Source organism: Amycolatopsis sp. CFH S0740 (genome assembly GCF_004522315.1).
GTDB classification, from domain to species: domain Bacteria; phylum Actinomycetota; class Actinomycetes; order Mycobacteriales; family Pseudonocardiaceae; genus Amycolatopsis; species Amycolatopsis nivea.
In genome coordinates this window covers 54,112-75,915 of the sequence record NZ_SDLS01000015.1, presented here as the reverse complement: position 1 = coordinate 75,915, position 21,804 = coordinate 54,112, and the positions used below count along the sequence as shown (strand labels likewise).

23 protein-coding genes are annotated in these 21,804 nt (G+C 68.5%); 13 read left to right on the top strand and 10 right to left on the bottom strand.

The window, feature by feature from the left end; genetic code table 11:
• The first annotated feature begins 113 nt into the window (after positions 1-113).
• The gene (locus EIZ45_RS24645) at positions 114-644 is read left to right on the top strand and encodes a DUF4383 domain-containing protein (protein WP_134663819.1); all 531 of its coding nucleotides are present in this window, start codon (positions 114-116) and stop codon (positions 642-644) included.
• A gap of 59 nt (positions 645-703) precedes the next feature.
• Here the strand turns inward: EIZ45_RS24645 and pcaB are convergent, their stop codons facing one another.
• Positions 704-2,059, bottom strand: coding sequence for a 3-carboxy-cis,cis-muconate cycloisomerase (pcaB, locus tag EIZ45_RS24640; RefSeq protein WP_134663816.1), 1,356 nt, complete (start codon positions 2,057-2,059; stop codon positions 704-706).
• Here pcaB and EIZ45_RS24635 point away from each other — a divergent pair.
• Both EIZ45_RS24635 and EIZ45_RS24630 read left to right on the top strand, forming a co-directional pair.
• Positions 2,058-2,381 (top strand): hypothetical protein, encoded by a 324-nt coding sequence (locus tag EIZ45_RS24635; RefSeq protein WP_134663814.1) that lies wholly within the window; start codon positions 2,058-2,060, stop codon positions 2,379-2,381. The genes pcaB and EIZ45_RS24635 overlap by 2 nt on opposite strands.
• 205 nt (positions 2,382-2,586) lie before the next feature.
• Positions 2,587-2,769, top strand: coding sequence for a hypothetical protein (locus tag EIZ45_RS24630; RefSeq protein ID WP_134663812.1), 183 nt, complete (start codon positions 2,587-2,589; stop codon positions 2,767-2,769).
• 90 nt (positions 2,770-2,859) lie between these two features.
• Here EIZ45_RS24630 and EIZ45_RS24625 read toward each other — a convergent pair whose 3' ends face one another.
• Positions 2,860-3,399 carry a DinB family protein gene (locus tag EIZ45_RS24625; RefSeq protein ID WP_134663810.1) on the bottom strand — a complete coding sequence of 180 codons (540 nt, stop codon included), beginning with the start codon at positions 3,397-3,399 and terminating at the stop codon, positions 2,860-2,862.
• 331 nt (positions 3,400-3,730) lie between these two features.
• Here EIZ45_RS24625 and EIZ45_RS24620 point away from each other — a divergent pair, with 331 nt between their 5' ends.
• Both EIZ45_RS24620 and EIZ45_RS24615 read left to right on the top strand, forming a co-directional pair.
• Positions 3,731-4,828 carry a tryptophan dimethylallyltransferase family protein gene (locus EIZ45_RS24620; RefSeq protein ID WP_238603540.1) on the top strand — a complete coding sequence of 366 codons (1,098 nt, stop codon included), beginning with the start codon at positions 3,731-3,733 and terminating at the stop codon, positions 4,826-4,828.
• 45 nt (positions 4,829-4,873) lie between these two features.
• Positions 4,874-6,247 (top strand): tryptophanase, encoded by a 1,374-nt coding sequence (locus EIZ45_RS24615; protein WP_134663808.1) that lies wholly within the window; start codon positions 4,874-4,876, stop codon positions 6,245-6,247.
• A 61-nt stretch (positions 6,248-6,308) separates the two neighbouring features.
• On the opposite strand, the gene EIZ45_RS24610 is transcribed toward EIZ45_RS24615, so the two are convergent.
• From EIZ45_RS24610 to EIZ45_RS24590, 5 genes are all read right to left on the bottom strand, one after another.
• Positions 6,309-6,896, bottom strand: coding sequence for an ATP/GTP-binding protein (locus EIZ45_RS24610; protein ID WP_009071593.1), 588 nt, complete (start codon positions 6,894-6,896; stop codon positions 6,309-6,311).
• Positions 6,877-7,242, bottom strand: coding sequence for a DUF742 domain-containing protein (locus EIZ45_RS24605; RefSeq protein ID WP_037807351.1), 366 nt, complete (start codon positions 7,240-7,242; stop codon positions 6,877-6,879). The genes EIZ45_RS24610 and EIZ45_RS24605 overlap by 20 nt, the downstream gene beginning before the upstream one ends.
• Positions 7,239-7,664: a roadblock/LC7 domain-containing protein gene (locus EIZ45_RS24600; RefSeq protein ID WP_009071597.1), complete on the bottom strand. Its 426-nt coding sequence runs from the start codon at positions 7,662-7,664 to the stop codon at positions 7,239-7,241. The genes EIZ45_RS24605 and EIZ45_RS24600 overlap by 4 nt, the downstream gene beginning before the upstream one ends.
• Positions 7,665-7,706: 42 nt before the next feature.
• The gene (locus EIZ45_RS24595) at positions 7,707-10,070 is read right to left on the bottom strand and encodes a nitrate- and nitrite sensing domain-containing protein (protein WP_134663806.1); all 2,364 of its coding nucleotides are present in this window, start codon (positions 10,068-10,070) and stop codon (positions 7,707-7,709) included.
• A gap of 320 nt (positions 10,071-10,390) precedes the next feature.
• Positions 10,391-12,844 carry a lanthionine synthetase C family protein gene (locus EIZ45_RS24590; protein WP_240690687.1) on the bottom strand — a complete coding sequence of 818 codons (2,454 nt, stop codon included), beginning with the start codon at positions 12,842-12,844 and terminating at the stop codon, positions 10,391-10,393.
• Positions 12,845-13,162: 318 nt separating this feature from the next.
• On the opposite strand from EIZ45_RS24590, the gene EIZ45_RS24585 reads away from it, so the two are divergent.
• The 4 genes from EIZ45_RS24585 (at position 13,163) to EIZ45_RS24570 (ending at position 15,232) form a co-directional block, all read left to right on the top strand.
• Positions 13,163-13,528 carry a hypothetical protein gene (locus tag EIZ45_RS24585; protein ID WP_037807356.1) on the top strand — a complete coding sequence of 122 codons (366 nt, stop codon included), beginning with the start codon at positions 13,163-13,165 and terminating at the stop codon, positions 13,526-13,528.
• Between the two features lie 22 nt (positions 13,529-13,550).
• A complete protein-coding gene (locus EIZ45_RS24580; RefSeq protein WP_134664139.1) occupies positions 13,551-13,913 on the top strand; it encodes a hypothetical protein in 363 nt (120 codons plus the stop codon).
• A 158-nt stretch (positions 13,914-14,071) separates the two neighbouring features.
• Positions 14,072-14,785 carry a trypsin-like serine protease gene (locus tag EIZ45_RS24575; protein ID WP_134663805.1) on the top strand — a complete coding sequence of 238 codons (714 nt, stop codon included), beginning with the start codon at positions 14,072-14,074 and terminating at the stop codon, positions 14,783-14,785.
• A gap of 81 nt (positions 14,786-14,866) precedes the next feature.
• Complete coding sequence (locus EIZ45_RS24570) at positions 14,867-15,232, top strand: DUF427 domain-containing protein (protein ID WP_037807362.1); 366 nt, start codon at positions 14,867-14,869, stop codon at positions 15,230-15,232.
• A gap of 595 nt (positions 15,233-15,827) precedes the next feature.
• Here the strand turns inward: EIZ45_RS24570 and EIZ45_RS24565 are convergent.
• On the bottom strand, positions 15,828-16,874 hold the full coding sequence (locus EIZ45_RS24565; protein ID WP_037807364.1) for a LysR family transcriptional regulator: 1,047 nt from the start codon (positions 16,872-16,874) through the stop codon (positions 15,828-15,830).
• Positions 16,875-17,056: 182 nt separating this feature from the next.
• Between EIZ45_RS24565 and EIZ45_RS24560 the strand changes: the two genes are divergently transcribed.
• Complete coding sequence (locus EIZ45_RS24560; RefSeq protein WP_205669988.1) at positions 17,057-17,590, top strand: hypothetical protein; 534 nt, start codon at positions 17,057-17,059, stop codon at positions 17,588-17,590.
• Positions 17,591-17,911: 321 nt separating this feature from the next.
• Here the strand turns inward: EIZ45_RS24560 and EIZ45_RS24555 are convergent, their stop codons facing one another.
• Positions 17,912-18,508 carry a TetR/AcrR family transcriptional regulator gene (locus EIZ45_RS24555; protein ID WP_134663803.1) on the bottom strand — a complete coding sequence of 199 codons (597 nt, stop codon included), beginning with the start codon at positions 18,506-18,508 and terminating at the stop codon, positions 17,912-17,914.
• An 80-nt stretch (positions 18,509-18,588) separates the two neighbouring features.
• On the opposite strand from EIZ45_RS24555, the gene EIZ45_RS24550 reads away from it, so the two are divergent.
• A complete protein-coding gene (locus EIZ45_RS24550; protein WP_134663802.1) occupies positions 18,589-19,335 on the top strand; it encodes an alpha/beta fold hydrolase in 747 nt (248 codons plus the stop codon).
• Positions 19,336-19,341: 6 nt separating this feature from the next.
• Here the strand turns inward: EIZ45_RS24550 and EIZ45_RS24545 are convergent, their stop codons facing one another.
• Positions 19,342-20,109: a methyltransferase gene (locus tag EIZ45_RS24545; RefSeq protein WP_134663801.1), complete on the bottom strand. Its 768-nt coding sequence runs from the start codon at positions 20,107-20,109 to the stop codon at positions 19,342-19,344.
• Positions 20,110-20,226: 117 nt separating this feature from the next.
• On the opposite strand from EIZ45_RS24545, the gene EIZ45_RS24540 reads away from it, so the two are divergent.
• Together EIZ45_RS24540 and EIZ45_RS24535 are read left to right on the top strand one after the other, a co-directional pair.
• A complete protein-coding gene (locus EIZ45_RS24540) occupies positions 20,227-20,598 on the top strand; it encodes a YciI family protein (protein WP_037807377.1) in 372 nt (123 codons plus the stop codon).
• Entirely contained in the window at positions 20,595-21,794 is a 1,200-nt protein-coding gene (locus tag EIZ45_RS24535) for an RNA polymerase sigma factor (protein ID WP_134663800.1), read from the top strand. Before EIZ45_RS24540 ends, EIZ45_RS24535 begins: the two co-directional genes overlap by 4 nt.
• Positions 21,795-21,804: the final 10 nt, after the last annotated feature.

Genomic DNA, 21,804 nt, shown 5'->3' with positions numbered 1-21,804 from the left:
TCTTGCCCGGCGGCGCGTCCGGGACGGCCGGATTCGGGTTTCGGCCCGGTTTCGGCGGGGGTATTCCTTCAGGGTTGACCCACCGTCATCTCGGTACGGGAAGGACTGGAGTCATGGTTCGTGCGCATCGAGCCCGCGTTCGGGTGGAAGGGCTGCAGCCCGCCCAGGTGCTGGCCGTTCTGCTCGGAGTCCTGTTTCTCGCCTACGGCATCATCGGGCTCGTGAAGTCCGGGTTCGGGGATTTCACCGGACACGGTGTCACTTTGTGGCGGTTTTCCGCCAATCCGCTGAACAACGTCGTCCACGTGGTGACCGGCGTGATCGGCCTGCTGCTCGCTTTGGGTTCCGGCCGTGCGCGGACGTTCGGCTGGCTGCTCTTCATCGGCTACGGCGCGCTGTTCGTCTGGGGTCTGATGCTGACCGGGATGATCTCGGTCAATCCGGTGTCCGGCCTCGGCAACCCGCTGAACCTCGGCGACGCGGACAACTGGCTGCACCTCGGCATCGCCGTCCTGGGCCTGCTGACCGCGGTTCTTCCGGCACGGCACGGGGTTCTGCTTCCGGAGGACGAGGAACCCGTCGACGTCGACCCGGCTGTCCAGCCTCGTCGACACGAGCCCGGCGGGCATGGCTTGGCCCACTAGTCAGTCCACAGTGGAGTAACCGGGATCGCTTGCCGGGCATTTCCGGCAGCGATCCCGGCTTATTCCGTGGGGTCTTCCAGCGCCCGGTCCACCAACCGCCGCGCCGCCCCAAGGTATTGAGCCGGATCCAGCAGATCGGCGAGGGTTGCGGAGTCGACGGCGCTGGTGATCTCCGGCGTGTCCGCCAGAATCTCCGACAGCGGACGGTTTTCCTCAATCGCGCGCCGGGAAGCAGTGCCCAGCAAGTCTTTCGCGCGGGCCTTGCCCAGCTTCGGGGCCAGCGCGGCCGACAGTCGTTCCGAGACGATCAACCCGTTGGTCAGCGCGAGGTTCTTCTGCATGCGGTCCGCGTGAATGTCCAGCCCTCGCACCAAATCCAGGGCTGTATGAGTGGCCCCGCCGGTCAGGCGCAGACACTCGCGCAGCAGCTGCCACTCGGCCTGCCAGACCCCAGCCGAACGTTCGTCCTCGGCCAGGCCGGACTGCGTAACTCCCGCCGCCAGCACTGGTACTTGCAGCGCCGCCGACCGGATCAACGCCGACTGCACCGGGTTCTGCTTGTGCGGCATCGCCGAGGACCCGCCGCCGGTCGCCTCGGTCGCTTCGCCGATCTCGGTGCGGGCGAGGACCTGAACGTCGACCGCAATTTTGCCCAACGCCGTGGTCACCCCAGCCAACGCGGACACCAGTTCGGCCACCGGCGCGCGATCCGCGTGCCAGGGCAAGATTGGTGCGGTCAAACCGGTTTCCTCGGCGAAGGCGGCGACCAACCGTTCCGCATAGTCGGCGGTGCCGTCGCCGTACTGGACATACGCGGCCAACGTTCCTGCCGCGCCACCAAGCGAGACCGGTAATCGGAGCTCAGCGATTCGGCGTGCGGATTCCTGGACGCCTTGCCGCCAGATCGCTGCTTTCAGGCCGAACGTCGTCGGAACCGCGTGGGCAGTGAGGGTGCGTCCGGGCATGACCGTCTCGCGGTGGGCTCGCGCCAGCTTGGCGAGCGCGTCCGCGATCGATGTCAGGTCCGCGGTGATCAGCCGCAGAACGTCGCGCGCGATCGACATCATCGCCGTGTCGACGATGTCCTGACTGGTCGAGCCACGGTGCACGTAATCGGCGTCGTCCGGGACTTTGGCGGACAGCGTGCGCACCAAGCTGACCACCGGGTTTCCGGTCGCACGCGCGTCGCGAGCCAGTTGGACGACGTCGAGTTCGCCCTCGCCCAACGCCCGAGCGGCCGCGGTGATGCGCTCGGCCGCCTCGGACGGGACCGTGCCGAGCCGCGCCTGCGCCCGTGCGAGCGCTGCCTCCGCGTCCAACATGGCGGCGGCGAAGGCCCGGTCACCGGTCCCCGCTTCGGCCGGGGTTCCGGCGCGCACCGGGGAGAGCAGGCCGGAATCAGGATCGGCGGTCATGTGGTCCAGCATCGCACGCCGGGTGTTTTCGGGAGGGGTGGCCGCTGACCGCTCGCAGCACGGGTGGTGGCAGGACGGGCTTTCGCTGACCAGCTCCGACGGCAATCGCACTGCCGCCGACCACTGGCGCGCGACGGCCGGATGCGGACGGCGCGACCTAGCCACAGGCGGCAGCAAGCACGGCTCGGTGTCGCAGTGCGACTCGACCGACGCACGCGGCGTGCGGACGGCTGGGCGTCGGCTGCGCGACTCAACCGAGGTGGCGGCGAGCGCATGGCTGGGTGTCGGCGCGTGGACGATTGGCCTCGACGGCGCCGCCTAGCCACTGTCGGCCGCGTGTGGACGGCTGAATGTCGACGCGTGACTTGGCTGAGCGCACTGCGCGTGGACGATTCACCGTCGACGGTGCCACCCAGTCAAAGTTGGCCGCGTGTGGACGGCTGAATGTCGACGCGTGACTCGGCCGAAGCGCACAGCGCGCGAACTACTGGGCGTCGGCGGCGCGCCCCAGCCGAAGGCGGCGGCTGGTGTCGGGGCGAGCGACTCGCCCGAAGCGCGTGGCGTGCGCACGGCTAGGCGTCGAAGGCGCGACGCAGCCACAACTGGCCGCGCACGAACAGCCGGATGCCGCCACGACTCAGCCGAAGTCGTCGGCGAAAGCGCTGTCCGAACGGTCGCCGCTCACCCGCGAGCAAGCCGTGACCTCATAGGGCCGCCTCCACTCTGGACTCGAGCCAAGCTCCAGGCCATGTCGCCGCCTCACTCCTAATCAGACGTGGCCGAAACACCAAGCGTCACCTTCACCGGCCAGTGGCTCCGTCAGTCACCTCCCGCAGCAAGTCCGCGTGCCCGTTGTGCCGCGCATACTCCGCGATCATCGACAGCAGCATCCACCGCAGCGAGAACGGCTCTCCCGTGGTCTTCCCGACCCCCTGCGCGTCCAGCGACGAAGCCCCTGCCACGATCTCCCGGCTCCGGGCGCACTCCTCGCGCCACAAAGCCAGTGCCTCGTCGAAATCCCCGTCCAGGCGGTCGAAGTCCTGGTTCGGGTCGTCGTCCGAGTAGTGCAGCAGCGGGACGTCCTCGCCGGCGAACTGGATGCGGAACCACCATCGTTCGCAGCCCGCCAGGTGCCGGACCAGGCCGTGGAGCGACATTGTGGACGGCGGCACCGCGCGCGCCGACACGGCTTCCTGGCTCAGGCCCGCGCACTTCAGCGCCAGGGTTTCGCGGTGCCACTCCAGATAGGCCAGCAGCGTCGAGCGTTCGTCGGCGACGCGGGGGATGGGCGGGCGGTCGCTTTCGGCCACCTTGGACAGATGCTTCGGGGTCGTTGTCATGAGACGAGCGTCTCACCCGCCACCGACAATTTTCGGCGCCGTCCCGTCGCATCGGGTGCACGGGACACCGTCCGCGCGTAGCAGTGGGCTAGACCACATGGCGGGGGTGGGTAGCCGCAGAATCCGTTCCTGTCGATGCGGAATTCAGGTGAATTCCGGTGTTGATCAGCACACTCAGGCACGGTTTCCGGACGGTGTTGTCGCTCCGTCAGAGGTATCGTGATCGGCATTCCGGGGATTAATCTTCTCGGCGGCCCGTGAACTCCCGCTACACCGAACAGCGGATGCTTCGCGGGGCCGGACGCACTAATGAAACGGTGAATACAGCGCCATGGTCGGAGCGAGTGTGCCGATGGTCGAGTTGTCGATGTACAGCCACGCCGGTGGTCAACTCGACCGGCTGTGCCGGGCAGTGGGATTTGATCCCGAAGAACGCCGTCACCTGGAACTTCTCCGGTTGTTGCTCGGGGAGTCCGGGGAAATGACCGTCGACGCTCCGGCGCAGTTCCCGTGCAATGTGGCGGACGACACTACGCCGGTGGAATTCTCGGTCGCATTCGACGCCAATGGCGAATGTGTGGTACGGGTTCTCGGCGAGACCGTCGGGGCTCCGGACCCGCGCTCCTTCCTCGCTCAGGTGGCGGGCGAATACGGCCTGGTCACCGACCGGCTCGACGCGGTGGCCGACCTCTTCCTCCCGCACGAGGAGCGCCGCGGGCCGTTCACGCTCTGGTACTCGTTGATCTTCCGCAACGGCGCCGCGCCGAAGATCAAGGTGTACCTGAACCCGCAGATCAGCGGGTCGACCATGGCGGATTCCCTGGTCAGCGAGGGGTTCCGGCGGCTGAATCTCGGCGAGGCGTTCGACCCGGTGGTCGAGCACGCGCTGCGCCGCGGTGAGCGCGACAACTTCACCTTCTTCGCGCTCGACCTCGACGACGACCCGCTGTCCCGGGTCAAGGTCTACGTCTCGCACGACGCCGCCGAGACCGAGGACGCGGTGCGCGCGGCGGAGCTGGTGCCGGGCACGGACCCGATGCTGATCCGGGAGTTCCTCGCCGTGCTCGGCGGCGGAAAAGGTCCGTTCGAAGGTCGCCCGCTGGTTTCCAGTTATTCATTTGTCGAGGGTATGGGCGGTACCCCGGGAAACTACAGTCTTTACCTCCCGATTCGGAGTTACGTGCCCGACGACGAGGTGGCCCGCGCGCGCGTGCACGCCATTCTCGCGCAATACGACTTCGACCCGACACAACTGGACAAAGCGCTGGCAGCGGTTTCGGAAAGGCCGCTGCGCGACGGCGTCGGACTGATCGCGCACGTGTCGCTGAGAATGGGCGAGTTCGGCTCCGGAATCACCGTCTACCTGTCCTCCGAGGCTTATGCGGTAGCGCCGCCAAGAAAGCGGCCGGTGCTCGGCCGGATGACCTGACGCGGTAGTTTTCGGCTGTCACCCACAACTGGAGGAAATACCCTGATGCGGACCTTCCCGCCGTACCGCTCCCAAGTCGTCGCCGAAATTCCGGTCACCACGCGTGCCGAGCGGGAACAAGCACTCGCCGCGGCGGGCTACAACGCCTTCAACCTGCCCGCGAACAAGGTCAGCATCGACCTGCTCACCGACTCCGGCACCGGCGCGGTCTCGACCCGGCAGGAGGCCGCCGCGGCCGCCGCGGACCGCTCCTACGCCGGGTCGGACTCGTTCTACCGCTTCCGCGACGCGTTGAGCGACCTCACCGGATACCCGCACCTCCTGCCGGTGCACCAGGGCCGCGCGGCCGAGCGCGTGCTGTTCTCCAGCGTGCTCGAAAGCGGCCGGATCTCGGTCAGCAATACGCACTTCGACACGACCCGCGCGAACGTCGAACTGCTCGGCGCCGAGGCGATCGACCTGCCCTGCGCGGAGTTCGGCGACCTCGACAGCCTCGAACCGTTCAAGGGCAACATCGACCTGGACGCACTGGAACGCCTGCTGACCGGCCCGGACGGCAACCGCGTCGGCCAGGTGCTGCTCACCATCACCAACAACGGTGGTGGCGGACAGCCCGTCTCGATGGCGAACCTGGCCGCGGCGGCGAAGCTCGCGCGGAAACACCGCGTGCCGGTTTTCCTTGACGCGGCACGGTTCGCGGAGAACGCGTGGCTGGTCATCCAGCGCGAGCCGGGTTACGCGGACAAGACGCCGCGCGAGGTCGCGCGAGAGGCGTTCGGCCTGGTCGACGGCTGTGTCGCGAGCCTGAAGAAGGACGGCATCTCGCCGATGGGCGCGTTCATCGGCCTGACCGACCCGGACCTCGCCCAGACCTGCGAAACCAACCTGATCGCCACCGAAGGCTTCCGCACCTACGGCGGGCTCGGGGCGCACGACCTCGACCGCGTCGCGAAGGGCCTTCAGGAAGTCGTCGACCCGCATTACCTCGCCGCGCGCGCGGGCGAGGCGGCTCGGCTCGCGAGGCAGGCCAACGAGGCCGGAGTGGACATCGTGCAGCCGCCGGGCATCCACGCGCTCTACCTCAACGCGGGCCGCCTGTTGCCGCATCTGTCCGCCTCGCGGTTCCCGGGCCATTCGCTGGCCTGCGAGCTGTACCTGGCGGGCGGAATCCGGTGCGTGGAACTGGGTTCGCTCTACCTCGGCACGCTCGACGAGCAGAACGAGCTGATCACCCCGGCCCCGTTCGAGCTGGTCCGGATGGCGCTGCCGCGGCGCGTGTACAGCCAGGGCCACTACGACTACGTGGCCGAAATCCTCGGCGACATCGCGAAAAACCCGGAGCAGGTGCCCGGATACCGGATCGTGGAAGCGCCGAAGATCCTGCGGCACTTCAATCTCCGGATGGCCCCGGTGCACTGAGGACAGACGAACGAGGGGGCTCCCCGCGCCGGGAACCCCCTCGCTGGTCGGAAAGCCCGGCTCAGGCGGGTTGCGGAACCACCGTCATCGCGTGCTTCACCAGCCGGATCAGCGCGATCTTGCTCGAATCCCGCTGCCGCGCGTCGCACATCACGATCGGGACGCCGTCGGGCACCACGAGCGCCTCGCGGATCTCGTCGGCGGTGTAGCGCGGCGCGTTGTCGAAGCAGTTCACCGCCACGACGAACGGGATCTTCCGCCGCTCGAAGAAGTCGACCGCCGCGAAGCTGGTCTCCAGGCGGCGCGTGTCGACCAGCACGACGGTGCCGATCGCGCCGCGCGCCAGGTCGTCCCACATGAACCAGAACCGTTCCTGGCCAGGGGTGCCGAACAGGTACAGCACGTGCCGCGGCGAGATGGTGATCCGGCCGAAGTCGAGCGCGACCGTGGTGGTCTTCTTCTGCTCCACGCCGGACAGGTCGTCGACGCCGGTGCTCGCCTCGGTGAGCACCTCCTCGGTGGACAGCGGCGGGATTTCGCTGACCGAGGCGACCATGGTGGTCTTCCCGGCGCCGAACCCGCCCGCGACGATGATCTTGACCGGGGTCGGCACCGACGCCGCGGCGTCTTCAGAGCTTGATGAGGCCATCGAGAACCGCCTGGAGAGTTTCGTGGTCCGGCACCTGGGCCGGCTGACGGGACGGGGCGCGGGTGATGACGAGACCGCGGTCGATCAGGTCCCCGCACAGCACGCGCACGACGCCGAGCGGCAGCTTCACGTACACCGCGATCTCGGCCACCGACAAGGGTCTGCGGCACAGCTGCGTGATCGCCAGGTGCTCCGGGCCGAGCCCGACCGGGTCCGATCCCTGCTGCAGGGTCATCACCTGGGTGGAAAGGTCGAGCTGGTGTTCGGACGGGGTCCGTCCGCTCGTGATCGTGTACGGCCGGACCAGGGGTCCGGCGGCCTCGTCGTACCAGCCGTCGTCGCTCATGTCGCCTCCCGCAGCAGGTTCGCGGCCTCGCGCGGCGCCGACGCCAGGTAGTCGCCGACGCGCTTGACCAGCCGGTTCATCTCGTACGCGATCATTTCGACATCGATGTCCGCGCCGGCGAGCACGGCGAGGCACGCGCCCTGCCCCGCGGCCGAGACGAACAGGTACCCGCGTTCCATCTCGATCATGTTCTGCAGCACCGGCCCGCGGTTGAACTGCCTGCTGACCCCTTTGGCGAGGCTCTGCAGGCTCGACGCGATGGCCGAGAGCTGGTCCGAGTCGTCCTTGCTCATCCCGGACGACTTGCCGAGCAGCAGGCCGTCGGCGGACAGCACGATGGCGTTCTGCGCGCCGACGACGCGGTTGACGACGTCGTCGAGCAGCCAATTGAGATCAGGGGTGGAATTCCCGTACTCGTTCATGCGGACAGACCCTGACTTTCGGTGTGGTGAGGTGTTCGGTCGTTATGAGTCATTTTGCCTGCCTCGCGCCCGGCGGGTGCCCTTGTGGAACGCCATCAGCGTCCGCGCGGTGGTCTCGCCCGCGTTGGTCACGTCCGCTTCGGCGGCGGCGTCCGGGTCGTCGTGCAGCTGGGCGACGAGGTTCTGCTGCGGCTGCCGGCGCGGGAGCCGGGGCCGGTCGTCGCCCTGCAGCCCGCTGAGGTCCGGTTCGGCGGCGCGCGGCGCGGCCGGGACGTCCGGGATCTGGCCCGCGGACGGGGGATACGGCTCCGGGGTGCGCGGGCTCGGCGTCGGAAGCGGACGGGCCGGGTACGGCCGCGGCGTCGGCTGCGGAGCCTCCGGGACCGAGCGCTGGACGGCGCTTTCCTGCGCGGGCGCGCCGACCTGGGCGAGCGCCGGGGCCTCGTCCGCGGGTTCGGGCGCGTTCGCGTCGGCGAGGTGGTTCGACGGGATCAGCACGGTCGCCCGGGTGCCGCCGTAGCGCGACGGGTCGAAGGTGACCGTGATGCCGAGCCGGGAAGCCAGCCGCGCGACCACGAACAGGCCGAGGCTGGAGTCCGCGCGCAGTGCCATCGCGTCGAATTCGGGCGCGTCGGCCATCATCGCGTTAGCCCACTCGCGCACGCCCTCCTTCATGCCGAGCCCCTGGTCGGACACGTCGACCACGACGCCGCGCGCGACCATCCGGCTGGTCACCTCGACCTGCGAACCCGGCGGGGAGAACGACGTCGCGTTGTCGACCAGTTCGGCGACGAGGTGAATGGTGTCGGCGACCGCGGTGCCGACGATCGCGACGTCCGGCACCTGCTCGACCTGCACCCGCGAGTACTGCTCGGTTTCCGAGACGGCCGCGCGCAGCACCTCCATCAGCGAAACCGGTTTGCGCCAGCGCCGTCCGGGCTGCTTGCCGCCGAGGATGATCAGGTTCTCGGTGGTCCGCCGGGCGCGCGCGGCGAGGTGGTCGAGCTGGAACAGCGAAGCCAGCTGGGTCGAGTTCTCTTCGCGGCTTTCCATTTCGTCCAAGATCTGCAGCTGCCGGTGCACCAGCACCTGGTTGCGGTGGGCGATGCCGAGGAACACGTTGTGCACACCGCTGCGCGCCTTCGCCTCGCTCGCGGCCGCGTTGACCGCGGTCAGCTGCGCGGTGTTGAACGCCTCGGCCACCTGGCCGATCTCGTCCCGGCCGTGGTCCAGCTTCGGCAGCTCGGCCTCGATGTCCACCGGATCGCCGCTCTTGAGCCTGCGGACGATGTTCGGCAGCCGGTTGCGCGCCAGGTCGAGCGAGTCGTTGCGCAGCCGCTCGAGGCGCGTCATCAGGGTCCGGTCGACGAGCGAGCGCGACACCCGCACCGCGACGATGATCGCGGCCAGCGAGGCGAGCAGGGCCACGATGCTGCCGATGATCGCGTTGCGCAGCTGCGCGTTCCCGGAGTCGATCGCGGCGGCGGAAACCTGGTCGGCCTGTTCGATGGTGAGCTGGTTCAGACCTTGCGCGACCTGTGCGGTCAGCGCGTGCCAGTCGCCCGCCGAGACCGGGACGTTGTTCTGGTCGCCGCTGGTCCACGGACCGTGCTTGATCAGCGAGTCCTCGGCCGCGTTGAGCCGTTTCCACGCGTCGCTCGTCGAAAGCTGCTGGTAGTGCTGGCGCACAGCCGGTTCGAGGAACGGCGAGATCTGCGCGAGCTGCGTGCGGTAGTAGCCGACCAGCTGGGAGAACTGGACGAAGTCGTCCGGCGCGAAGGTGCCGCCGGAGAACGCGGCCGACACCAGCGACGTTTCGCGCGACATCAGGTCGCCCGCGCGGAACAGCGAGGTCGCCGAGATCGCGCCCTGCACCGCGGTCGCGTCGGGGACGATGCGCGCCTGGGTGTCGAACAGCGTCGCCGCCGAGTCGAGGACGCCGTTGTAGTAGGAGTTGACCTGCGCGCGGTTGATGCTGCGGAAGTTGACCTGCGAGCGCAGCACCGGCAGCTGGTCGAGCTGCGCCTTCAGCGCGGTGACCTTGCCGGCGATCTCGTCCGGCGCGCTGGAAATGGTGGCGGCGAAGGCGTCCTGCAGACCCTTCAGCTTGCCGTCGCTGTCCTGCTCCTGTTGCTGGAGCTGCTGCGGGCCGGAGCTGGGGCTGTCGAGGTACTGCAGGGCGAGCTGGCGTTCCTGCTGCAGCGACGACAGCGCGGTGAGCGCGGGGATCGAAACGTCACGCACCGAGCCCGCGACGAGCCGCACGTACAAGCCGTTGATGAAGAAGGCCGTCGCCAGCACCGCCCACAGCACGAGCAGGGTGATGCTCGGGATCAGGACCGTCCGGGTCAGCCTCTTCCGGATCGACTTGTCGTACGCCTTGCCGGGATCGTCCTTGTTCTCCACGATGATTCACGAACTCCTGGGTCACCCTCGGCGAGAGTGCGGACACGGCCGGGGAAGCGGACACGCCAGTGGGTGCGAGTGGTCCTCGTCACGGAAATCTCGGATACACCCTTCGTAGGCCCACCGAACGGAACAGCCCCGGTTTCTATCACGAACGGGGGCCTCGTGGTGCCGCTGAACGTGCGGCCGAACGCGGTCTTGACGCCGGTTACCGACGGTAGCGGCGGGTTCCCCCGGCGTTTCCCGAGGCCCTGGCCCTGACTGCGAATTCCGGACCAACGGGCTGGGCTGAATGAGTGATTCAAAAAGTGTCCGGACACTCAGTCGAGGTTCCGTGTGGCGGAACTGTCGGCGAATTGACTTGTCGACAGTTGCTGTCCACAGTGGACTAATGACTGACCCCGCGGCGTCGGGCCGAGGAACGGAAGCAGTTCGATGCCGTCCTGAAGCGCGGCGAGGGTGCGCAGGACTCCGGCGCCGCCGGTGGCGACGTCGGCGGACAGTCGTAGCAGGCGAGTGCCGGGGAAGGCAAGGCCGCCGCGGAACGGGACCGCGTACCAGGAAAGTCGCGTCAGGTGCCGGTCGATCGCGTCCTGCGTGCGCCGGTCCGGCGTGCTGCTGAAGGCCAGTCCGGCGGCGAGTCCGCAGCGGCCGTTCAACAGGCCGGGATGGAGCGCGAACTCCCCGCGGCACGCGACGCGCAGCGCGGGCAGGCTGCGCGCGGCCTTCGCGTCGAAGCGGTACCGCGCCAGTTGTTCGGTGACGATCAGGATTCCCGCGCTGCCGATTCCCGCCCCACGGCGCGAACCGCGGTTGCCGTCGCGGACCGGCAGCGAGCCGTCCAGCGCCGGGACGCATTCCTCCAGATCGCGTTCGAGTGCCTGGTCGGCGAACGACAGCCAGGCCGGTTCGCCGGTGCGTTCGTAGAGCCGCAGAAACAGCAGCGCCGGGCCGGACCAGCCGTACAGAAGCCCGGCTCGCGCGGTCGCTCCCGGCGGTTCCGCGGTGTCCAGTGCCTCGGCGAGGCGGATGCCGATGTTCAGTGCTTGCCTGCCGAATTCGTTGTCGCCGCGGGTCGCGGCGAAGTGCAGCCGGGTCAGGCCGACGCCGGCCAGCCCGCTCGCGAGATCGTGGCCGACGGTCTGGTCCACCAGCGCGCGCGAGGCGGCGAGGAGATCGGCCGCGGCCTTCCGGTAGCCGAATTCCTCCAGCACGTATGCGATTCCGTGACTGCCGTCGTAGAAACCCGCGCGGCTGGGCTGTTCTCCCTCGATCGCCTCCAGCAGCCACTGCTCGTGCTCGGGGAACCGGCCGACGCCCGCGACGTGCAGCGAGTGCAGCGCGCCCGCCGCGCCGGTGCCGAAGGTCGCGCCGCCGACGCGGAACTGCTCGATGTCGCCGGGGAACAGGCGATCCCGCCGATCCGGGGTCGCGCACGCGAGCAGGGCTTCGGCGATCTGCTTGCGCACCAGGGTCCAATCGGGGCGGGGTTCGTCGAGTTCGGTGTGCGCGGGCTCGGTGTGCGGCGCGATGCTGTCGGCGTAGCCGGCGGGCAGCGAGAACCGGCGTTCGGTGAGCTCGGCCGCCCAGCGGAGGCGTTCCGGCACCAGGTGATAGAGCGGGGCCAGCGGCAGGAAGAGACGCAGCCGCAGGGCGGTTTCGTCGCGGTCGAAGCCGGTCAGCGACACCGTGCCGGAGCTGTCGACCAGGATGTTGCGCGGGTTTTCGAGCACGACGCCGCGTTCGGCGGCTTCGGCGACGATCCGGTCGACCTGCGCCACCACGGACAACGCCTGCCTGCGGTAGGCGGCGAGGTCGGCTTCGGGGCAGTCGCGGCGGGTGAGCGGGTAATGCCGGGTGAGCCAGACGTCCAGCGGCAGGCCCTGCCGGTACTCCCGCACCAGGTAGTGCCGCTGTCCGGGCAGGTAGGCGTGGGTCTTCGGGATGCCGGGGATTCCGGCGAGCCGCTCGAAAAGGTCGTGTTTGCGCTCCAGCCGCGCGACCGCGTCGACGCCGTCGCCGTCCAGTCCGGTGTAGGGCCAGGCCTCCTCGACGAGCACCTGCTCGCCACCGCGTTCGGCCAGGTAGACGGCGGTGCCGTGGGCTCGGCGGAGCACCTCGGCGACCCGGTGCGGCGGCATCGGCGCGTCGGTGTACTCCGCGACGCAGTCGGGGATCCGGACCCAGTTCGGCACGGAGAACTCCGGGCCCTGCGGCGCGGGTTCGAGTGCGCTGCTCGGCCTGCGCAACGCGGGCACGCGGGCGCCGCCATGTTCGGTCCACAGGGGCGTGAATCCGCCGTAATGCACGTGAATCGGGCATTCTCCGCAACGGAGCGCGCCGTCGATATCCGGTCCGGGCTCGCCGGTGAGGAGTTCGGAAAGATCGTCGAGGATCCGCTCGAGCGCGTTATTGTCGGGAGGATAAATAGTGGCCAGTGCACCGGTTCCGCCGGTCGTCGGATATTCGGCATTGCGGTCGAGGAAAATCGACCGGGAACGCAGATGCCGGTGGTGCAGCCCGGCGGTCCGGCAGTACTCGCGGACGCGGTCCAGTACCCGGTCGGCATTGCCCGGAGCGGCGGAAATCTCCACGGCCCAGCCCTGTTCGGGCAAAACGGCTGCGACAGGGTGGAGGTAACGCCAGTGTCCGTGGTCCTCTTCAGTCCATTGTGGACTGTATGGCGGGGCGGCCAGGTCGTCGGCGGATATTTCCCGTCGGCGGTCGAAGAACCACGGATCGGCGAGGCAGAATGCCTCGTGCCGGACGTTCATGAAAGTGGATCCTTCCGCGTGTGCACTTCTCCGGTTCTCCGGCGACGGAAACCATTCCCGCACAGCTTCGCCGTCGCGCCAATCCGCCATTTCAGCGTTCGGCCGACCCGAGCGGGGCGAGAATAAAACCGGCGGTGACGAACCGAGAGTGAGTTGCCGTCGCCCGGTCGAGCGGGATTTCCGTGGCATTCGGGAATTGACGGAATGCCAGCGACCCGTTCCGGTGAACGTGGCCCCCGCCACGCCGTCGGCCCCTCGCCCGTCCGGGGCGGTGAGCCAGGCGGGTACGTTGAGGCCGGCGGGCAGAAGGAGGAACGGGTGATCGTCGGGTTCGCGATAGCGGTCGCTGGATGCGCCGCGCTCGTCGCGCTGTGGAGTTTCGTCCAGGCGGCGCGCAAGAAACTCCCGGACACCCCGCTGCTCGTCGCGCTCGCGGTGATCGAGGTGCTGCTGGTCGCCCAGCTCGTGATCGGGATCGTGCTGCTCGCGAGCGGGCACCACCCGGGCAGCCTCGCGACCTACCTCGCCTACCTGATCGGCTGCCTCGTCGTGCTGCCGGTCGGCGCGGCGTGGGCGCTTGCCGAGCAGAGCCGGTCGAGCACGGTCGTGCTCGGCATCGCCTGCCTGGCCATTCCGGTGATGGTGCTGCGACTGAACGAGGTGTGGAGTGGAGCAAGCGCGTAAGACGGCCACCGGCCCCGGCCGGATCCTGGTCGCGGTGTACGCCATCTTCGCGCTCGCCGCGACGTCGCGGGCGGGCGTCCAGATCGGCACGAAATTCCACGAGGCGCCGCTGGCGTACGTGCTGTCGGCCTTCGCCGCGGTGGTCTACATCCTGGCCACGATCGCGCTCGCGCGCGGCGGCCGGACGTGGTGGCGGATCGCGCTCGCCGCGTGCACCGTCGAACTGCTGGGCGTGCTGACCGTCGGCACCCTGAGCATCTTCGACCGGCAGGCGTTCCCGGACGCCACGGTCTGGTCGGTGTACGGACAGGGATACCTGTTCATCCCGCTGGTGCTCCCGGTGATCGGCCTGTACTGGCTGCGCCGGACCCGGATCGCCGGCTGAGGAACAGTACGCGGAACTGTCCGTAGCGGCGGTAGCAGCGGAAGAACAGGTGGTCCCCGGCTACTTTCGCCGGTTCTGGTTCCTGGGCGACGCCCTGATGATCGGGGTTCCCCGTCCCCACCGGAACCGCGGCGACGAAGCCGCAGAAACGAGAGACCATGCGTTTGCGCACCTGTTTACTCGTGCTCGCTACCGCGCTTGGCCTGGCCGGATTCGCCGGAGAGGCCGCCGCTGCCAGCGGACCGGCCGCGACCCCGGCGATCATCGGCGGCGGTTACGCCTCCAACGCCCCGTGGGCCGCGCGGCTGTTCGTGAACGGGCAGCAGAACTGCACGGCCACGATCATCGCGCCGCAGTACATCCTCACCGCGAAGCACTGTGTCGCCTCCAGCGGCACCTACACCTTCCGCATCGGCAGCCTCGACCAGAGCAGCGGCGGCACGATGGCCACCGGCGCCGCGATCACGCGCTACCCGGGAGCCGCTGACCTGGCCATCGTCCGGTTGTCCAGCTCGGTGAACGCGACGTACTCGCCGCTCGGCACCTCGACCGACGTCCGCGCCGGGCAGACTGTGCAGGTGTACGGCTGGGGCGCGACGAGCCGCTGCGGTTCGGAGATCAACTGCCAGTCGCGGTACCTGAAGGTGGCCAACGTGCGCGTCACGACGCCGTCGTGCAGTGACTACGAAGGCGGCGTCGCGGTGTGCGCGACGTACGGCGACGGCATCACCGCGGGCGGCGACTCGGGCGGCCCGATGTTCGCGTCCGGACGGCAGGTGGGCGTCGCGTCGACCAGCGACCGGCAGAGCAGCACCGCGTACACCAACATCACGCGGTACCGCAGCTGGATCTCGCAGGTCGCGGGCGTCTGAGTTTCCCGACGTCTGATTTTGTCGGTGGTCCGGCCTAGTGTTGGGAGTGCGCACCGATTCCGTTGCGCGGAGGAGGAGAACATGCCCGACAAGCTGATCCCGGGGCCGGACCACCCGATCACCGTTGAGCCCAACCCCGCGCGGGTGGTGGTCAAGGCAGGCGAGAAGACCATCGCCGACACCACCCGCGCGCAGGTGCTGCGCGAGGCCAGCTATCCGCCGGTGCAGTACATCCCGTTGGAAGATGTCGACCTGGCGATGCTGTCGCCCACCGAGCACCGCACGCACTGCCCGTACAAGGGCGACGCTTCCTACTACAGCCTCGCCGCGGTGCCGGACGGCGAGAACGCGGTGTGGGTGTACGAGGCTCCGTACGACGCGGTGGCTGCGATCAAGGGGCACGTCGCGTTCTATCCGGATCGGGTGGAGATCGAGGAGGTCGGTTGAGGGGTGCTGGCTGTGGCTCGTGGCTGATCCTGGTTCGCTGACCTCGTGCGCTGCTGATGCGGGATTGGCGCTGATCCGGCACGCTCCGCGTGCGAGAGATCCGGGTTCGGCGTTGCTCGCGGCGTGGTGCGGCTCAGCAGTCCGGTGCTGGGCCGCGGCGTGGTGTTGATCGGCGCTTCGGTGCTGGTCTGCGGTGTTCAGCGGTTCAGCGCGGCTCAGCGGCGCGTGCTGATCAGCGGTTCGATGCGGCTCAGCGGTTCAGTGCCAATGCCAGGAACTTAAGCGGTGCCGATGCCGCCCGCTGACCGTCCACACGAGACGCCAACGGCACCGAAATGCCCGACTAACGATCACCTGACCGATACTTGAGGTACGTGAGGGCCACCCTGAGGGAATCAGATTCCCTCAGGGTGGCCCTCACGGACCGCTGACCCCGCATCCCGCCCGGGCCACACCGCCGGCCTGGGCAAATACACCTGCGGTACCTCTTACAGTAAGGTCCTGGCATTGCGGTTCAGTGCGGCGCAGCGGTGCGTGCTGATCATTGGGTCGGTGCGGTTCAGCGGTGTGGTGCTGGCCAGCGGTGTGGTGCGGGTCAGCGGTCCACTTCGAGCCAGGACGCCTCTCCTGCTTGGTGCAGTGCGTTCCACAGCAGGTTGAGCGGATGGCTGTCCGGGTACGAGGATCGTTCGCCGCGCCGGGCGAACACGCCGACGAGGAGTTCGAGTTTCGGCTCGATGTCGTCGACGAGGCCGATGGTGCGCAATCCGGAGGCGGCGTGCAGGCGGTTTTCGCCCGCGGCTTCGCCGAGTCCTTGGGTGACGAGCATGCAGCCGCGGATCAAGCCCGAGCGGAGCAGTTCGAATCCGTATTGCGCGGAGTCGATCTCGGCGACGATGTCGAGCCGGTTGCGGTAGTCGGAGCCGAACCAGCCGCGCATGAAGTCGTTGATCACGCCGCCGCTGGGCACGACGAGCGGGAGCGTCGGCAATTGGCTGGTGGCGACGGACTCGCCGGGTTTCGGAGTGTCCATATTGGTCACGATGCCGAGTCCGCTGCGCCGCCATTCGAGCACGTCGACGGAGTCGAGCGCGCTGGTCGTGACGACGCTGCCGCACACCAGGTCCACGTCCTTGGCCAGCAACCGGTCGATCAGGTCCTTGGTGCGCACGTGCACCACGTTGAGTTCGATGTCGCGGGCGCGGAACTGCTCGGCCACGAGATCGCCGGCGTGGGCGAGGCTGCCGAGGGTGTAGCGAGTCGCGCCGACGGTGAGCGTTCCGCCGAGTTCGCGCCGGCATTCGTGAATGGTGTCCAGCCATTCGGTGAGCGTGCGGCGCGCTTGCTGCGCGACGGCGCGTCCGGTGTCGGTGAAAAGAACGTCACGTCCGCGTCCTTGGCGGTGCAACAATGGTTCTCCGCACAATTCCGAGAAATTTCGGTTGAGAGTGTCGAGTTGTTTTTGCACACTGGACTGGTCGCGGCCGAGCGTGCGGGCCGCGGCGAGGGCGGTGCCGGTTTCCGCGACCGTGATCAGCGTGCGCAACTGGTCGAACGTCGTGTCGAGCAGGGCAGGCGACGAGCGCAGGAGCCTGCTGAGCACGTTGAACGACGGCGACCGGAACGGGCTGGGTGCGGACATCGGGCAGGGCTCGCCTTCTCATTCTCTTCGCGGACGTCGGAGAGCCTAACGCGGCGTTCCTGATCTCGCGGCCAGTTAAAAAAATCTGTAGATAATATCGGTGAACCAGTGGACGGCGCAAGCAGTCGGCGGGAAACTCCGTGACGCTTGATTCGATTGCTGATCCAAGGAGTTCGACAGAAGTGAGTTCGTACAGTTCCACCGGTGCGCGCCGTTCGCGCACCCTGACCGTCGGCGGAGGGTTGGGGTTGCTCGGCGCGCTCAGCGGACTGCTGTGGGGTGCGATGGTGCTGGTGCAGGGCGAGAGCCTGATCCGCCCGGCCGTGCAGGAATACTTGCAGACCGAAGGCCGCGACCTGGCCTCGAGCGGTCTGCTCACGGTCGACGACCTGACCGGAATCGCCATGCCGTCGTTCACCACCCGCGCGGCGATCTGGCTGGTCATCGGCGTGGTGACCCTGGGGTCGGCCGCGATGGTGCTCGCCGCGCACAACTGGGCCCGAGTGGTGCTGACGGTGTTCGCGGTCTTCGGCATCGGCCTGGGCCTGCGTGACCTGATCGACGTGAACCCGGCTCTGCTGAACGCCTTCGACGCCATCGCGGTCGTGAGCCTGCTGGCGGTGCTCGTCGTGCAGTGGCTGCCCGGGGCCAACCGGGCGGTGCGGGCGCGCAAGAACGCGGTGATCGCGCGGAAGTCCGCGGCGTTCGCGGTCTGATGGGTTCTTGACGGTTTTTGCGGTCGGCACGTCTGAGGGGTCGTGCCGCTCGGGAAAGCCGATCCGCCACAACGCGGCCGGAGGGCGGCTGTGTCGGGGGCAGTCGTAGAGGGCGGCCGTGTTGGGGCGGCGTTTCACAGACCGGCGTTTTCGGCAGATCCGTTTGAGGGGACGGCTGCCGGGGCGCGCCGACGTCATCGAGGGGAGTGCCGTACGAGGGGGAGTTCCGCCTCGCCGCGTGACAGCGGCGAGGCGGGACCGTCAAGGACGTATTGGCGTTCGCGCTCGTCTTCTCAGCACAATTTGTTCAGCCCGCCAGCGCTAAGACAGCGCCCGCTTCCACACTTCGGCGGCGCAGCAGCACAGTTCGCTCGGCTTCACCGCGGCCGGATCTAGCAGGCACTGCAGTGCGATGCCGCGGAGTTGCCCGACGATGGCCACGGCGATCTGCTCCGGGTCGACATCGGCGCGGATAGTGCCCTCGGTGATGCCTGCGGTGATCTCCTGGCGCAGGTCGTCGCGGAAGGCGTTGTCGCGTTCGCGGAAGATCGGGGCGAGTTCGCGCGAGGTCATCGATTCCGCCCACAGCACCAGGAACGCCCGGCTCAGCACGTCAGAGTCGCTGAGCCGGGACAGGTAGCCGTCGATCAGTCGCAGCAGTCGGTCCAGGCCGGGTGGCAGGGTGTCCAAGCCGGGAACGAAACCGGTCTGCGTGGTGCGGGCGAGTTGTTCCAGCAGCGCTTGTTTCCCGCCGAAGTGGTGGGTGACCAGGCCGCGGCTGTACCCGGCTCGCTCGCCGACGCGGGCCAAGGTCACGGCGCGTACGCCTTCCTCGACGACCAATTCGGCGGCGGCTTCCAGCAAAGCGGCCGACGCCTGGTCTCGGCGTTCCTGTTGCGTGCGGCGCGGCGTGGTCACGGGAAGAAACTCTACAACATACTTGCCAGCTGACAAGCAAGTATGCGTAGAGTGGGAGCGACGAAGAGGGAGGAAGTCCGATGACCGCAGTGTTTGTCCACGGCAATCCCGAAACCGCCGCGGTGTGGGAGCGCCTGCTTGCCGAACTGGGCGACCGGTCGACCGTATGCCTGTCCCCGCCTGGATTCGGCGCGCCGTGGCCGGAGGGGTTCGGCGCGACGGCGGTCGAGTACCGCGACTGGCTGATCGCCGAACTGGAGAAGTTCTCCGAACCGGTCGACCTAGTCGGGCACGACTGGGGTGGTGCGCACGTTCTCAACGCCGTCATGGCTCGTCCGGAATTGGTGCGCACCTGGGCCAGTGACACGGTCGGCGCGTTCGACCCGGATTACGTCTGGCACGACCTCGCGCAGGTATGGCAGAAGCCGGGCGTCGGCGAGGAAGCCGTCGCTGCGATGTTCGGCGCGCCGGTGGAAGCCCGGGCCGAGCGCCTGGTCAGTGGTGGCATGCACGAAGCGGTGGCGGCCAAGGTCGCCGAGGGAATGAACGACGACATGGCCCGTGCGGTGCTCCCGCTCTACCGGTCCGCGGCGCAGCCCGCGCTCGCGGAGTCCGGTCGGAATCTCGGACGCGCGGCGGAGCGCCCGGGTCTCGTCGTGCTGGCGACCGAAGACCACTACGTCGGGACGGACGAGCAGCGCCGCCGTTCGGCCGAGCGGGCCGGGGCGAAGGTCGCGGTGCTGGAGGGGCTCGGGCACTGGTGGATGACGCAGGACCCGGTCCAGGGCGCGCGGGTGCTCACGGAGTTCTGGGACTCGTCCAAATAGGACAGTTCAGGCCCGCGCGACGAGATGGAACACCCGGCTGAGCCGCCGGTACGGATCTCGTCGCGCGGCCTCCAGTTCGACCTCCGCGATCTCGCCGATCCGGCTCTCGTCGACGTCCAGGTCCATCCAGTCGGCGAACAGCCAAACCCCGTACCAGGCAAGCGGTTCGGCTCCCTGTCCGACGAGCAGCTGCGACAGCCTCGCGACCGTGTCGGCACGCGTGTCCACGCCGAGGACGCCTCGCTCGCCCTGCGCGTCGAACGCCGTCAGCGCGTCGCTCCACCGTCCTTCCAGCGCGGGGAGGACGGCCAGCGTCTCGGCGTTGAGCGCCATCACTGAGACGATCCCGCCCGGTGCCGCGCAGGCGCACAGTGCGTCGATCATCGGCACGGGATCGTCCACATACATCAGCACGCCGTGGCACAGCACCGCGTCGAATTTCTGGCCCGCGACCGCCGTGACGGCGTCCTCGCCGCGGCCGCGCACCAACTGGACGCGCTCGCGAACCTCAGCCGATTCCGAAGCGAGACGCTGCTCCGCCTTCGACAGCATCGCGTCGGACGAATCCAGCAGGACGACGTCGTAACCTAGGCGTGCCAAGGGGAAAGACTGATGCCCGGCCCCGCCGCCGACGTCGAGCACTGTCGCCGGCGGCGGAGGCAGGTGTGCCAGGAGCTGCTGGTGCAGGACGTACGTGCGCACTCGGCCTTTGACGGTCGCGTACGCGCCTTCCACGAACGGACTCGCCAGCGCGGCCCAGGCGTCGGTCTCCATGCCGTTCATAGTGCGCCCGAGCTGGGAGTGACGCGCGTCACATAAAGTCCATGTCCAGAATCCGCCCGCGCCTCCGACCACTCCGCGAAAGACCCCGAAACCACGAGGAGCAAGACGATGAAGTTCCTGATCAGCCTGCACATCAACCAGTCCGTTCTCGACGCGCTGACCGAGGAGGAGAAGGAAGCCCTCGGCAACGGCGTCACCGCGTTCATGGAGTCGACGAAGAAGTCCGGCGAACTGATCGCCGCCCAGGCCCTCGCCGACCCCTCGCAGGCCGCGGTGGTGTCGGTCCGCAACGGGCAGCCGGTGGTGACCGACGGGCCGTTTCTCGAGTCCAAGGAGTTCCTCGGCGGCTACTACATGATCGACGTCGAGAGCAAGGAACGCGCGATCGAGCTGGCCGCGCAGGTTCCGGACGCCGCGATCGAGGGGCTCGGCGTCGAGGTGCGCCAGGTGATGTTCTCGGAAGGACAATTGGACGCGTGACCACTCCATCCGTCGAGGACCTGCTGCGCGAACTCGTGCCGCAGGTTCTTGGCGTGCTGGTGCGCCGGTACGGCCAGTTCGAGGGCTGCGAGGACGCCGTGCAAGAGGCGGTCCTCGCGGCTTCTCAGCAATGGCCGGTCGAAGGCGTGCCGGACAATCCGCGCGGCTGGCTGTCGACGGTCGCGTCCCGGCGCTATGTCGACCAGTTGCGCAGCGACCTGGCGCGCCGCGAGCGGGAGTTGGCGAATGCCGCCGAGGCCGCGCCCGAAGTGCCGGACACCGACGACACGCTGCTCCTGCTGTTCATGTGCTGTCATCCGGCGCTGACCCCGGCGTCGCAGACCGCGTTGACCCTGCGTGCGGTCGGCGGTCTGACGACGGCCGAGATCGCCCGCGCGTTCCTGGTACCGGAGGGCACGATGGCTGCCCGGATCAGCCGTGCCAAACAGCGGATCAAGGCGGCGGGCAGTTCGTTCCCGAGCTCCGAGGAACCGGAGCGGCTGAATGTCGTGCTGCAGGTGCTGTACCTGATTTTCAATGAGGGCTACACCGCGTCGTCCGGCTCCGATCTGCATCGCGCTGACCTGGCGTACGAGGCGATCCGGCTGGCCAGGATGGTGCACGACCGGCTGCCGGACGACAGCGAGGTGACCGGTCTGCTCGCGTTGATGCTGCTGACACACGCTCGCCGAACGGCTCGCACGACACCGTCCGGCGACCTGGTCCCGCTGGCCGATCAGGACCGCACGACGTGGGACCGCGCCATGCTTGACGAGGGCACTGAGCTGGCGAAAGCGTCGCTGGCGGGTTCGGAGCTCGGTCCGTACCAGCTGCAGGCGGCCATCGCCGCGACACACGCCGACGCGGCGACCGCGGACGAGACCAACTGGCGGCAGGTGCACGCGCTTTACCTGATCCTGGAACGGATCGCGCCCAATCCGGTGGTGACGTTGAACCGGGCGATCGCGCTCGCCGAAACCGAGGGCCCGCGCGCCGGGCTCGCCCTGCTGTCCACATTGGACAGCGAGGAGCGGATAGCCCGGCATCACCGGTTGCTGTCGGTGCGGGCGCATTTGCTGGAGAAAGCCGGGGATCTGCCTGGCGCGTACGAGAACTACCGGCTGGCCGCGAAGGCGACGGCGAGTATCGCGGAGAAGCGTTATCTGGAATCCCGGGCCGCCAAGGTGCGCGAGTGAATTCTCCGTG